This window comes from Pigmentiphaga sp., from assembly GCF_033795525.1.
Taxonomy (GTDB): Bacteria; Pseudomonadota; Gammaproteobacteria; order Burkholderiales; family Burkholderiaceae_B; genus Pigmentiphaga.
Genome location: NZ_JARYGM010000001.1, coordinates 882043 through 894951 on the forward strand (window position 1 = coordinate 882043; position 12909 = coordinate 894951).

General features: G+C 65.3%; 11 protein-coding genes and 1 tRNA gene. 2 read left to right on the top strand and 10 right to left on the bottom strand.

Annotated elements, in window-relative coordinates:
* Window positions 1-3 precede the first annotated feature (3 nt).
* The 10 genes from QHC78_RS04185 to rplU form a co-directional block, all read right to left on the bottom strand.
* Window positions 4-792, bottom strand: coding sequence for an ABC transporter permease (locus QHC78_RS04185; RefSeq protein ID WP_319742600.1), 789 nt, complete (start codon window positions 790-792; stop codon window positions 4-6).
* 321 nt (window positions 793-1113) lie between these two features.
* Window positions 1114-2742 (bottom strand): glycerol-3-phosphate dehydrogenase/oxidase, encoded by a 1629-nt coding sequence (locus QHC78_RS04190; protein ID WP_319742601.1) that lies wholly within the window; start codon window positions 2740-2742, stop codon window positions 1114-1116.
* Entirely contained in the window at window positions 2739-4268 is a 1530-nt protein-coding gene (gene glpK, locus QHC78_RS04195) for a glycerol kinase GlpK (RefSeq protein WP_319742602.1), read from the bottom strand. The genes QHC78_RS04190 and glpK overlap by 4 nt, the downstream gene beginning before the upstream one ends.
* Before the next feature lie 54 nt (window positions 4269-4322).
* Window positions 4323-5375, bottom strand: a complete 1053-nt coding sequence (locus QHC78_RS04200; protein WP_319742603.1) for a helix-turn-helix transcriptional regulator — start codon at window positions 5373-5375, stop codon at window positions 4323-4325.
* 32 nt (window positions 5376-5407) lie between these two features.
* On the bottom strand, window positions 5408-6373 hold the full coding sequence (locus QHC78_RS04205) for a Bug family tripartite tricarboxylate transporter substrate binding protein (protein WP_319742604.1): 966 nt from the start codon (window positions 6371-6373) through the stop codon (window positions 5408-5410).
* A complete protein-coding gene (locus QHC78_RS04210) occupies window positions 6373-7722 on the bottom strand; it encodes a UbiD family decarboxylase (protein WP_319742605.1) in 1350 nt (449 codons plus the stop codon). Before QHC78_RS04210 ends, QHC78_RS04205 begins: the two co-directional genes overlap by 1 nt.
* Window positions 7723-7936: 214 nt before the next feature.
* Complete coding sequence (gene proB / locus QHC78_RS04215) at window positions 7937-9061, bottom strand: glutamate 5-kinase (RefSeq protein WP_319742606.1); 1125 nt, start codon at window positions 9059-9061, stop codon at window positions 7937-7939.
* A gap of 57 nt (window positions 9062-9118) precedes the next feature.
* Window positions 9119-10318: a GTPase ObgE gene (obgE, locus tag QHC78_RS04220; protein ID WP_413816405.1), complete on the bottom strand. Its 1200-nt coding sequence runs from the start codon at window positions 10316-10318 to the stop codon at window positions 9119-9121.
* A gap of 273 nt (window positions 10319-10591) precedes the next feature.
* Window positions 10592-10849, bottom strand: coding sequence for a 50S ribosomal protein L27 (gene rpmA / locus QHC78_RS04225; protein ID WP_319742607.1), 258 nt, complete (start codon window positions 10847-10849; stop codon window positions 10592-10594).
* 70 nt (window positions 10850-10919) lie between these two features.
* A complete protein-coding gene (rplU, locus tag QHC78_RS04230; protein ID WP_087841668.1) occupies window positions 10920-11231 on the bottom strand; it encodes a 50S ribosomal protein L21 in 312 nt (103 codons plus the stop codon).
* Window positions 11232-11720: 489 nt separating this feature from the next.
* Between rplU and ispB the strand changes: the two genes are divergently transcribed.
* Both ispB and QHC78_RS04240 read left to right on the top strand, forming a co-directional pair.
* Complete coding sequence (gene ispB, locus QHC78_RS04235; RefSeq protein WP_319742608.1) at window positions 11721-12686, top strand: octaprenyl diphosphate synthase; 966 nt, start codon at window positions 11721-11723, stop codon at window positions 12684-12686.
* Window positions 12687-12803: 117 nt separating this feature from the next.
* A tRNA-Pro gene (locus tag QHC78_RS04240) sits at window positions 12804-12880 on the top strand.
* Window positions 12881-12909 lie beyond the last annotated feature (29 nt).

The window sequence follows — 12909 nt, forward strand, 5'->3', positions numbered from 1 at the left end:
CTGTCACAGCCAATAAGTTACGCGATGCCGGAAACGGGCCAGCAGTGCGATGGTCAATATGCTTCCCGCTACCGCCGCGGCCAGCGCCACTCCCCAATATATGGCGGGAGGCGCGACGCCGAGTATCGGCTGCCGCATCAGTTCAAGCAGGATGGTAAGCGGGTTCAAATGAGCCAGATGGGCCCGGTGGGCCGGTAGTTGATCGACCTGCCAAACAATGGGGGTAATGAAGAACATCAGCGCCATCACGCTGCTGACGACCGGCTGCATGTCCCGGTACCGCGTGCAGAATATGGCGACGACCAAGCCCACCCACAACAGGTTGAACGAAACCAGCAATAGCCCGGGCAATAGCAGCAACAGATTGGCGTTGAGCGACTTGCCGAGCAGGATCATTACCACGGGGTAAATAAGGATGTTATGTCCCAAGATAATGAATTGTCGGTAGATGACCCGAAGAACGAAAACAGTCAGCGGCAGCTTGACCTGCTTTAGATAATGGGCAGAGCCGGAAAATGCATCACAGAATTCGTTGATGCTGCCGGCGATGAATGACCAGAAAATCAGGCCCAGCGCCAAATGGGGAATGAACTCCCCGGGGGAGCGGTCAAACAGCGCACCATACAGCGGCCCCATGGCCGCCACGGTCACCGCGGTGCTGATCGTGATCCACAGCGGCCCCAGCGCCGACCGCCTGTAGCGGGTGCGTATGTCCTGCCATCCGAGAGCAATCCAGAAATAACGTTCACGAAAAGCTGCCGTTATATCAACTAACGCTTCTGAAAAATTCACCTAAAACACCGTTTTATCATGATGCCGTCATGCGGCATCCGCCAATGTGTACGCATTCTAGCCGCGCGAGGGGCGCCGATCGCCGGACTAGTCCGCATGGTGGTATACAAATGTAAAACCCACGAACGAAAAGAAAAGGGCTTCAAACCTTTGCTTGAAGCCCGCGCGTTTTACCAAGTGTGACGCGCTCCCTGGAGGGAAGCTATCGGGAGGTGCAGAGGAGCGGCCAGATCGGGTTAGCGGCCGATTATGGCAGGGGCATTAAGTGCCGTCAAAATCCCGCGGGACGTGAAATATCCGGTTGGCATTCCACGCAAATTGTCAGTCTTGAAGTGAGCATACACCAACTTCACTGGGGGCGTCGTTGGAAGGGGGGCCGCTTCCTCCACGCAAATATGCATCAGCCAGCCGCAGGAAGGCGCCGGCCTGGGGATCGTGTCCTGTCTCGGCCTCCAGCAGCCGGCCGACCTCCTTCGCGAGCGTCCGCGCCCGGGCCGCGTCGAGGAACAACAGCCGCCAACGCCGCGCCAGCACGTCCTCGACGGTGCGGGCGTACTCATGGCGGGCGGCAAATCGCACCATGGCCTCGGTCAACCCTCCTCCCAACTCGCGTCCGGCTCCCGGCAAGGCCAGCACCTCGTCCTGCTCGGAGCCATAGAGGCCCATGCCGGGGACTCCGGCGATGCGGTGCAGGCCCGGCGCCGCGCCGACCAGCGGGTATGCGGCCGTCGAGCACGGACTCGGCGGCTTGAGCAGGCCGGCATGGGCGCAGGCATCCAGCGCATCCTCGGCCATGGCCCGGTAGGTGGTCCACTTGCCGCCCGCCACGGTAACCAACCCGTCCGCATCGATGCGCACCACATGTTCGCGGTTGACGTTTTTGGTGCTGATCCTGGCCACGGGCCGCACCAGCGGCCGCAGCCCCGCCCAGGCACTGAGAATGTCGCGCTCGGCCGGCGGGCGCGACAGGTAGCGAGCCGCTTCGCCCAGCAGGAACGCCACTTCGGCCGACAGGGGACGCGGCTCGAGTTCCTGGCGGGAACGCGGCGTGTCGGTGGTGCCGATCAAGGTCGCGCCCATCCATGGCAGGGCGAACAGCACACGCCCGTCTCCGGTGCGGGGGACCAGCACCGCGCGGTCGCCGGGCAGGAAATCGCGTGACACCACAATGTGCGCGCCTTGGCTCAGGGTCAGCGTCGCGCTGCTGCCTGGCACCTCGCGGCCCAGGTCGCGGACGGCATCGACCCAGATGCCCGCGGCGTTGATGACGCAGCGCGCACGCACCGGGTAGCGCACGCCGGTCTCGGCGTCTTCGCATTGCAGTCCGGCGACCTTGCCGCCCTCCCTCACGATCGCGACGGCGGCACAATAGTTGAGCAGCAGCGCCCCTGCGCTCGCCGCCGTGCGGGCCAGCGCGATGGCCAGCCGTGCATCGTCGAATTGGCCGTCCCAGTATTCGACGCCTCCCCGCAGCCCTTCCGGCCGCAGCGCCGGCTGCCGTGCCAGCGTCTCGCGCGGGTCCAGCCAGCGCGTGTGACCCAGCCCGGCCTTGCCGGCCAGGGCCTCATAGACGACCAGACCGGTGCCATAGAAGGGTTTTTCCCAAAGCCGATAGGCCGGCACCACGAACGGCAGCGGCTGCGCCAGGTGCTGCGCGTTGCGCAGCAGGATGTGGCGCTCGCGCAAGGCCTCGCGTACCAGCGGAAGATTGCCCTGGGCGAGATAGCGCACCCCGCCGTGCACGAGCTTGGTCGCGCGCGACGACGTTCCCTTGGCGAAGTCGTGCGCCTCGACCAGTACGACGCGCAGCCCGCGCGTCGCGGCATCCAGCGCAATGCCCAGCCCCGTGGCGCCGCCGCCGATCACGGCCACGTCGTAGCACTGCGGCTCGGCCAGGCGTGCAAGCAGCGCCGCCCGGTCGGTACGCAAGGGCCGGGCCGAGGCGCTCAATGGCGCGCCCACCCGCGTGAACGCGCCACGGCCTCGCGCCAGCGCTCGACTTTGGCCCGCCTGGCCGTCTCCGTCATGGAGGGCTCGAAGCGCCGGTCCACGTCCCATTGCGCGGCGATTTCGGCACCATCGGCCCAGAACTCCGTGGCCAGCCCGGCCAGATAGGCCGCGCCCAGCGCCGTGGTCTCGGTAATGCGCGGCCGGACCACGGGCACGCCGAGGAAGTCGGCCTGCATCTGCATCAGGAGATCGTTCGCACATGCGCCTCCGTCCACCCGCAGTTCGCGGATGGCCAGGCTGGAGTCGCCCATCATCGCGGTCAACGCATCGGTCGCCTGCAACGCGATCGACTCCAGCGCGGCACGGGCAATGTGCGCGCGCGTAGTGCCACGGGTAAGTCCGATCAATGCGCCGCGCGCATAGGCATCCCAGTCGGGAGCGCCCAGGCCCGTGAAGGCCGGCACCAGGTAGACATCGCCCGCATCCGGCACGCTGGCCGCCAGGGGCTCGATCTCCGGGGCGCTCGAAATGATCTTCAGGCCGTCGCGCAGCCACTGTATGGTAGCGCCCGCCATGAATACCGATGCCTCCAGGCAATAGGCGGTGCGGGTGGCAGGATCGGCCGTGGACGGGCCCTGCCAGCCGACCGTGGTCACCAGCTTGTTATGACTCGGGATGGGAATGGTGCCGGTATTCATCAGCATGAAGCAGCCGGTGCCGTAGGTGTTCTTGACCATGCCGGGGGCAAAGCAGGCCTGGCCGAAGGTCGCGGCCTGCTGGTCGCCCGCGACCCCGGCGATGGGCACGGGTGCGCCGAACAACTCGGGCTCGGTCTCGCCCAGGATGGCGCACGAAGGCACGACGGCCGGCAGCACGCTGGCCGGAATGTCGAAGAGGTCGAGCAATTCGTCGTCCCACGCCATGCGATGCACGTCGAACAGCAGCGTGCGGGAAGCGTTGCTGGCGTCGGTGGCATGCACCCGACCGTTGGTCAGCTTCCAGATCAGCCAGGCGTCCACCGTCCCGAAAGCCAGTTCGCCATTGCGCGCCCGCTGCCGGGCGCCCGGCACATTGTCGAGCAGCCATTGCAGCTTGGTCGCGGAAAAATAGGCATCCAGAACCAGGCCCGTCTTGCGCTGGATCAGCCCCTCCTTGCCTTCCGCACGTAACTGGTCGCAGCGTTCGGCGGTACGCCGATCCTGCCAGACGATGGCGTTGGCCACCGGCCTGCCGGTGATGCGATCCCATAGCACCGTGGTTTCGCGCTGGTTGGTAATGCCTATGGCGATCGCGGGCGCCCGTGAATAGCCGTTGCCGGCCAGCGAGGTAGGCGCCCGGGCCAGGCAGGCGCGCGCCACGGCCAGCTGCGATTGCCAGATCTCTTCCGGGTCGTGCTCGACCCAGCCTGGACGGGGAAACAATTGCGGGAATTCCTTCTGGGCAACGGCTACGATCTGGCCGCCGTGGTCGACCAGCAGGGCGCGCGAACTGGTGGTGCCCTGGTCCAGCGAGAGGATATAGCGCATGCGTACTCCCTCTTTCGATCCGGTGCCAGCACCTTAACCCAAAACCGGGTGCCGCTAAATGCGCCGGATCCCCCTCAGGCGCCGCACCTCCCGGGGCGCTACGCCGTAGTATTGCTGAAAGGCCGTGGCAAAGCTCGATGCGTGACGATACCCTACCGCCTCGGCCACGGCGGCAACAGGCAGGTCGCCGCTGCTCAGCATGTCCAGGGCGGCGGCCATGCGTGCCCTAAGCACGAACTCGAAAACGGTGCAGCCGAACAACACCCGGAAACCGGATTTGATCTTGGCGGTGTTGGTCCCCACGGCTCGCGCGAGTTTTTCGATGGTGTACACCTGGGTCAGGTCGTCCAGCAGCAGCTGCCGGGCCGCCTGCAGCCGCTGGACGTCGCGCGGATGAAGCACGGCGCGGTCCTCGCGCGCCCGGCAATGGGCGGCCCATAGGTCCACCGTCAGGCACAGCAGCTCCAGCGTCTTGGCATGCGCGTAGTGCAGCCGCCGATGCCCTTGGTAGGGATTGGCCAGCAAGCGGGTCAGGAGTTCGATTTGCGGAGGACTGGAGGCGATACGGCGAAAATAGACCTCGCCCCGCCCCACCGAGGCGATTTCCCGCCGGACGTCCGCCACGGCCGCGGCGGGAGAATCGAGCAGCCCGGCGAAGAAATCCCGCTTGACGAACACCGCCACGGCCTTGCGCGGACCGGGCGGCATGTCGACGCGGTAGGCAGCGTCGGGACCCACGATGCAGATCACCAGGTCCAGATTGCCGACTTGATCGGAAAAATTATCGCTATGGACGGAAGAATTGCCGTCCAGCGTGAAATGCAGTTCGACGAAGTCCTCCGGCAGCACGGTTTCCGAGGTCGGGCGCCCATACACGCAATCGGACAACACCAGAAAAATGCTGCGGCCCAAGCGCAGCATCTCCCAGCTGGCGTCGGGGACCGCTACATGGGCGCCATACGCACCCTCGGCGGACAAGGGGTCGCCGAAGGTGCGCGGATCGGTCCGCAGGGCATCGAATGCGTCGACCAGCCGGCTGTCAGGGCCAGCCAGCGCGGTACGGAAACGCCCGGCTTGCGCCCGGGAAGGAGGTTCGCCATGCTTCATGCGGCAGACTGTATCGCATGAAGCCGCTGAAATCACTCAGGCTCGACGCCCGCCCGCTTCAGCGTCTCGCGGTAGCCGCGAACTTCGCGTTCCACCCAGGCCGCCGTCTGCGCGGGGGTCAGCACGTCGGCATAGCCGCCGAGACGCGCCACGTACTGCTTCCACTCGTCCGAGGCCACATAACGCGAAATAGCGCGGTACAAGGTATCGACCACAGGCTGGGGCACGCCACGCGGCGCGAACACGCCGGCCCAGTTGAGCTGTTCGAAACCGGGGAAGCCGGACTCGGCCATGGTGGGCACGCCGGGCAGGCTATCCAGGCGCCGCAGCGAGGTCACCGCCAGTCCCTTGATGCGCCCCGCCTGGATCATGGGGATGGACGCCACGGTGTCGAGGAACATGAAGTCGACATGCCCGCCGATCAAATCGGTCAAGGCCTGCGGACTGCTCTTGTAGGGGATGTAGCGCGCGTCCACGCTTGCGGCATGCCGGTAATTCTCCGCCGCCACGCGAGGGCCGGCGCTACCCGCCGCGAAAGTCAGCTCGCCCGGGCGCCGGCGCGCCAGCTCCGTCAATGCCGCCACGCTCTCCACGCCCAGCTGTGGCTTGGCCATCAGCACCAGCGGAAATACGCCGACACGGGTGATGGGCTCGAAATCCCCGATGGGGTCGTAAGGCAGCGTCTTGAACAGGGCCGAATTGGCGCCATGGGTGGTGTTGCCCGTGAAAAACAGCGTGTAGCCGTCGGGCGCAGCCTGCCTGGCCTCCTGCGCGGCGATGAAGCCATTGGCGCCCGGTTTGTTCTCGATGACGAACTTCCAGCCCTGCGCCTCGCCCACCTTCTGCATCAGCATCCGGGCCGCATTATCGAGGCCGCTGCTGGCTGGGAACGGCAGCACGACCCGGATCGGCCGCGCCGGGTAATCGTCGGCATGGACGGGCGCCATGCCGATCAAGCCCGCCATGCCAGTCAAACACATCGCCAGGAAACGCAGCATCACTCTTTCCTCTCTATCGGTGGAACATCCAGCAGTTCATGCAGACGCACCTGTTCACGCCCCGGTATCCGCACGCGGCGGAACTCCTGCTCGCGCCCCCAGGGCTTGGTGGCATCCAGGATCAAGCGGCCCCAATGATCTTTGTGGGGATCACGGTAGAAGCCGGGCAGGTCTTGAAGGACCGTGGCACGCTGGTCCGGCCGGGCGCGTGTCAGGAACGCCCACATGACGTCGTCCATATTGGCCGGGTCGACGTCGTCGTCGACCACGATGCACATCTTGCTGTAGAAGAAATGCGCCGCGACGGCCGCCATCAACACCTGGCGGGCCTGCCCTTCGTATTCCGGGCGCAGCTGGATCACGGTGCACAACATATTGGGATGGCAGACCACATCCAGCACGCCGGGAAACTGCGCCGACAAGGTCTTGTAGATACGCGCGGCGGTGGACAGCTCGAGCGGGCGCAAGTCATCGTTGGACCCGCACAGCAGAGCATGGAAGCAGGCATCGGTCCGCCGCTCCACTCGCGTGACCTCGAACACGTGCGATTGCTTCTCCGGCATGTAGTAGCCCATCCACTCGCCGAACGGGGCTTCCGGCCGGCGCTCGCCCGGCAGGATGCGCCCTTCGATGACGATCTGGGTTTCAGCGGGAACAGCCAGGCCCGCGATGCCGCTGGGGCGCATGGCGATCGGCCGGCCGGCGATGCACGACGCCAGGGCCAGTTCATCGGCTCCCTCGGGGATGGACGTGCAGGCCGCGAGAAACAGCGGCCCCGACACGCCGACCAGCATGGCGACTTCCAGCGCCTGGCCCCGTGCCTCGGCCCGGGCCTGCATGCGCCCCAGGTCGTGGCGCGGGCCGATGCTTATCCGCAATTCCTTGTCCGATACGCGCAGGCCGCGATGGAACGACAGATTGTGCACGCCGCTATCCGGATCCCGCACGATCACGATACCCGTCGTGATGTAGGCGCCGGCGTCCTCTTCGTGGTGGGTCAGCACGGGCAGCGCGCTCAGCGTGGTTTCCTGCCAGGTGCCGGCCTCCTCGCCCGCCGGGCACGTCGACGTCAGCGACGGCGACTGGCATTCGGCGATGTACCGGTCCAGCGCCGCACAGGCGGGCATGCCGTCCGGCACCCGCAGCATGCGGCGCAGCCGGGCGCGATCGCCGTAAAGGTTCGCGACGACCTGCATGTCGAAGCCCGAGATCCGATGAAAAACCACGACCTGGTTGCCTGCTGCCTGCACCTCGGCGACGATGGCGGCCGCCTCGAACTCGGGAGACACCTCGGCATGGACATCCACCACTTCGCCATGTTGGCGACACTGCTCGATCAGGTCTTTCATTCACGCATGCGTAACGGGAGCCGACGACGTCCGAGTCTAGAGGGCCCCCGCCGATCCGGTCTTGGCGATACGCAGAAAAAGTTTGGCAAGAGGAAGTATGAGCAGCTGCCAAGAACCTCCCAAGGGGAGCGCCTGGCAGCGCACGGAGCGCCCCTGCGCATGCCGGTCGGCGTCTGCCCGCGCCGCCTGCGGCGTCGCAAGACAGGAAAACACGCTATCGGATGACCATGTTGTCCCGATGCATGAGCTCGGGCTCTTCCATGCTTCCCAGCAAGGCTTCGATCTGGCTCGACGGCTGGCGCATGATGCGCCGGGTCGCGCCTGACGAGTAGTTGATGAGTCCGCGCGCGAGCTCCTTGCCGGACGCATCGACGCAGGCCACGACGTCGCCGCGGTCGAACTCCCCTTCCACCGCGATGACGCCGATGGGCAGCAGGCTCTTGCGGTCGCGTGTCAGCGCGAGGGCCGCCCCTTCGTCGACGGTGACGCGGCCGCGTAATTGCAGGTGGTCGGCAATCCATTGCTTGCGCGCCGAAAGCAGGGGCAGTGAGGCACGCAATTCGGTGCCGATGCAAGTGCCGCCGGCCAGCCGTATCAGCACATCGGGCTCGCGGCCCGAAGCGATGACCGTATGCGCACCGCTGCCCGCGGCACGCTTGGCGGCCAGGATCTTGGTCAGCATGCCGCCTTTGCCCAGGCTGCTGCCCGCGCCGCCCGCCATGGCTTCCAGCGCAGGATCGCCGGCTTGCGCATGCGCGACCAGCGTGGCGTCGGGATGCTTGCGCGGGTCGGCGGAAAACAGTCCCGCCTGGTCGGTCAGGATGACGAGCGCATCGGCTTCGATCAGGTTGGTGACGAGCGCGCCCAGCGTGTCGTTGTCGCCGAATTTGATCTCGTCGGTGACGACGGTGTCGTTCTCGTTGATGATAGGCACCACGCCCAGGCGCAGCAGCGCGAACAAGGTCGAACGCGCGTTGAGATAACGGCGGCGATTCGAGAGGTCATCGTGCGTCAGCAGGATTTGCGCGGTATGCAAGGCATGCTGCGCGAAGACGCTTTCGTAGGCCTGGGCCAGGCCCATCTGGCCGACCGCCGCGGCCGCCTGCAATTCGGGCACCAGCGTAGGACGCTTTTCCCAGCCCAGACGCAACATGCCTTCGGCAATGGCGCCGCTGGACACCAGCACGACTTCTTTGCCGAGCGCCCGCAAATGGGCGATCTGCGCAGCCCAGCGCGTCAGGGCGCGCCGGTCCAGGCCTCGTCCCTCGTCCGTCACCAGCGAGGAACCAACTTTGACCACAAGCCGCCGGGCAGCGGCGATCACGGATGGGGTAGTCATCGAACGCCGTGAAGCGAAGAAGTAAAGTGAATCGGTAAGAAGGCAGGGCCGCGCGAGTCAGTCGCCCCCGTCGCCATCGCCACCGGCATCGCCGTCAGCCGTGCCGGGCGCGTCGTCGGGCGTTGGCGACTCGGCATCGCCGCCGTCGGCGGGCGGCGACCGCCGTGCCGGGCGGCGACCGGTGGCCGGGGACTCGGCGGCCGGCGCGGCAGCGGCAAAGCGCGGGTCGTCGGCAAAGCCTTGCTCGATCTCGCGCTGCTCATCCAGCCAGTTCTGCACCGCCCAGGCCAGCTCCTGGGTACCTTCGCCCGCCAAGGCGGAAATGCAGAACACCGGCCCGTCCCAGCCCAGTTCGAGGCAGAACGCTTCTTTCAGGCCCTGCGGGTCGTCGACCATGTCCATCTTGTTCAATACCAGCCAGCGAGGCTTCTCGTACAGCGCGGGATCGTAGCGGCGCAACTCTTCGACGATGGCACGGGCGTCGTGCACCGGGTCGACGGAAGGATCCATAGGCGCCACATCGACCAAGTGCAGCAGTAGGCGCGTACGCGACAGGTGGCGCAGGAACTGGTGGCCCAGCCCGGCGCCTTCGGACGCGCCTTCGATCAGGCCGGGAATGTCGGCAATGACGAAGCTGCGCTCGGCATCGGTACGGACCACGCCGAGATTGGGATGCAGGGTGGTGAACGGATAATCCGCTACCTTGGGACGGGCATTGGACAGCTTGCGAATGAGCGTGGACTTGCCCGCGTTGGGCATGCCGAGCAGGCCCACGTCGGCCAGCACCTTCAGCTCCAGCCGCAGCTTGCGTTGCTCGCCGGGACGGCCCGGCGTGAACTGGCGCGGGGCGCGATTGGTACTGGACTTGAAATGCAGATTGCCCAGGCCGCCGGCCCCGCCTGCGGCCAGCACCACCTTTTGCCCATGGGTCGCGAGATCGAACAGCAGCTCGTTGGTCTCCGCGTCGTAGATCATGGTGCCCACGGGCATGCGCAGCGTGATGTCGCGGCCGCCCGCGCCATAGCGGTCGGAGCCGCTGCCCTGCTCGCCATTCTGCGCGCGATGGAGGCGGGCGTACCGGTAATCGATCAGCGTGTTGATGTTGCGGTCGGCCACGGCATAGATACTGCCGCCCCGGCCACCGTCTCCACCATCGGGACCACCGAAAGGAATGAATTTTTCGCGGCGAAAGCTCGCCACGCCATTGCCGCCTTTACCGGCGATGACCTCAATGGTGGCTTCGTCGACGAATTTCATGTTCCCCCCTACGCGCTGCGCACCCCGCAGGGCGGTACGGGTGGACCGGCCAAGCCGGATCCATCGCACCCTGGACCGGGCGGCGGCGGGGTTCCAAAACTATTAATGAACCGATCGTGCCAGCCTTAATGCTAGCGCCATCATAAAAAAAAAGCCCCCACGCCTGTGGCGCAGCGGCACTGCCCTTCGGGCACCACTTCGAATTCGGTCGCGCGGGCGATGCCATCGCCCGCGGCGGGTCCACCTAGCGCGCATGCGCGCGCCGGGGAGTCCTCAAACGGGTTCGATGGAGACGACGTGCTTGCGCAGCGCGCCTTTCACACCGAACTGCACGCGGCCGTCGACCAGCGCGAACAACGTATGGTCCTTGCCCACGCCGACGTTGACGCCGGGATGGAAACGGGTACCACGCTGGCGCACGATGATCGAGCCAGCCGGGATCACTTCACCGCCGAAGGCCTTGACGCCCAGGCGTTTCGCTTCGGAATCGCGGCCGTTCCGTGTGGAGCCGCCGCCCTTTTTCTGTGCCATGTTTGCACTCCTGCTTGTTCGTTACCGATTCTTGCCTACGTTCCGACAGCCGGCGTCCGCCGGCTTCCGATCAGGCGGAAATCGTGCCGATCTGGATTTCGGTGTAGTTCTGACGGTGGCCCTGGCGCTTCTGGTAGTGCTTGCGCCGACGCATCTTGAAGATGCGGACCTTGTCGTGGCGACCGTGTGCAAGAACCTTGGCCGTAACCACGGCACCGGACAGAAGGGGCGCGCCGATCTTGAGCTGATCGCCTTCACCTACTGCCAGGACCTGGTCCAGCGTAATTTCTTGCCCAATGTCTGCCGGTATCTGTTCTATCTTGAGTTTTTCGCCAGCGGCAACACGATACTGCTTTCCGCCGGTTTTTATGACCGCGTACATGGGATGACCTCTTAGGTGCAAAGAACTGCGATACTGGCCAGCTGCAGGCGCCCTTTGCTTCAAGAGCCCTACAATTGCCCGCACCGCCTGGAAACTCAGTTTCGCCGTGTCGGCTTTCACCCTTCTCCGGGCTTCAACCCTTCCCTGGGTTTCACCTTGGGGTTTCACCTTGAGACTTGGACTGGCTCTCGCCACCCACGCTTAGCTGCCACCCACGTGCAACCAGTCCCAAGGGAAGGTGCTACGATCCGGGGAAAACACGCAGCTAGGGGGAAAACTGAACTATAAAAGATAACATCAGTTGTTATCGGGCGTCAATCCACCCGTCGCACCCCGCCCAGGCTCGTATAATTCTGTTGCTGCCGAGGGAAACTTGCCGCCCGACGGCCCGCACCCGGTTCCACCCAGAATGATTCGCCGCCGGTTGTTCGTATTTCGGCATTTGTCGCACACCTGGCTGCGGCCAGCCAGCTTACCCACGGATTTCCCTTGAGCCTGCCGACCCTGTTCGCCCCCATCGCCGACGACATGAAGAGCGTCGATGCCGTCATCCGGGCAAGACTCGACTCCGACGTGCCGCTCATCCGCACGATCGCCGACTACATCATCGGCGCCGGCGGCAAGCGGATGCGCCCGGCCCTGCTCTTGATGATCGCCCGGGCCCTGGGTTACGAGGGACGGCAACATCATTTGCTCGCCGCCGTGGTCGAATTCATCCATACCGCCACGCTGCTGCATGACGACGTGGTCGATGAATCCGCGCTGCGGCGCGGGCGCGCCACCGCCAATGCCGTATTCGGCAACGCGGCCAGCGTGCTGGTGGGCGACTTCCTGCACTCGCGCTCGTTCCAGATGATGGTCGAGACCGGTTCCGTGCGCGTCATGCAGATCCTCGCCGACGCCACCAACGTCATTGCCGAGGGTGAAGTGCTGCAGCTGCTCAACGTGCACGATCCGCTGGTGACCGAAGAACGCTACCTGCAGGTCGTCCGCTACAAGACGGCGCGGCTGTTCGAAGCGTCGGCGCAGCTCGGCGCCGTCCTGGCCGGCGCCTCGCCCGGGCATGAAGCGGCCGCGGCCGAATACGGCCGGCGCGCCGGCACCGCGTTCCAACTGATCGACGACGTGCTCGACTACAGCGGCGACACCGAAGCGCTGGGCAAGAACCTGGGCGATGACCTGCGCGAAGGCAAGCCCACCCTGCCGCTGATTCGCCTGCTCGAAGTAGGAACGCCGGCGCAGCAGGCGCTGGTCCGCACGGCAATCGAAAACGGCGAAGGAGATTTCGTTGCGGTCGCCTCGGCCATCAAGGAGTCGGACGCCCTCGACTACACCCGGGCCCGGGCCGAAAAGGAAGCTCAGGCCGCCGTTGCGGCGATTTCCAGCTACCCGGTTTCCGCTTTCCGCGAATCTCTGCTAGAATTCTGCGCTTTCGCGATCACCCGAGATCGCTGAAAAGAAAAGCGGTAAGTAGTAGTTGAAGAAGCAGTTGAAAAAGCAGTAGTTCAAGAAGTAGTAGTTCTGGCGTGGCAGCTCGAGTAGAGCTGTGGATCAGTAGCTGGATCGACAAGTCGGGGCGTAGCTCAGCCTGGTAGAGTACTGCGTTCGGGACGCAGGAGTCGGAGGTTCGAATCCTCTCGCCCCGACCATTCATCATGGTCGATCTTCATGATCGAAA

Excerpts from the sequence above, each read along its gene's own strand:
- glpK (WP_319742602.1), bottom strand. The coding sequence starts at position 4,268 with ATGCGCTATATCCTCTCGCTGGACCAGGGCACCACCAGTTCGCGCGCC.
- QHC78_RS04200 (WP_319742603.1), bottom strand. The coding sequence starts at position 5,375 with ATGAAGCATGGCGAACCTCCTTCCCGGGCGCAAGCCGGGCGTTTCCGT.
- QHC78_RS04205 (WP_319742604.1), bottom strand. The coding sequence starts at position 6,373 with ATGCTGCGTTTCCTGGCGATGTGTTTGACTGGCATGGCGGGCTTGATC.
- QHC78_RS04210 (WP_319742605.1), bottom strand. The coding sequence starts at position 7,722 with ATGAAAGACCTGATCGAGCAGTGTCGCCAACATGGCGAAGTGGTGGAT.
- proB (WP_319742606.1), bottom strand. The coding sequence starts at position 9,061 with ATGACTACCCCATCCGTGATCGCCGCTGCCCGGCGGCTTGTGGTCAAA.
- obgE (WP_413816405.1), bottom strand. The coding sequence starts at position 10,318 with ATGAAATTCGTCGACGAAGCCACCATTGAGGTCATCGCCGGTAAAGGC.
- rpmA (WP_319742607.1), bottom strand. The coding sequence starts at position 10,849 with ATGGCACAGAAAAAGGGCGGCGGCTCCACACGGAACGGCCGCGATTCC.
- rplU (WP_087841668.1), bottom strand. The coding sequence starts at position 11,231 with ATGTACGCGGTCATAAAAACCGGCGGAAAGCAGTATCGTGTTGCCGCT.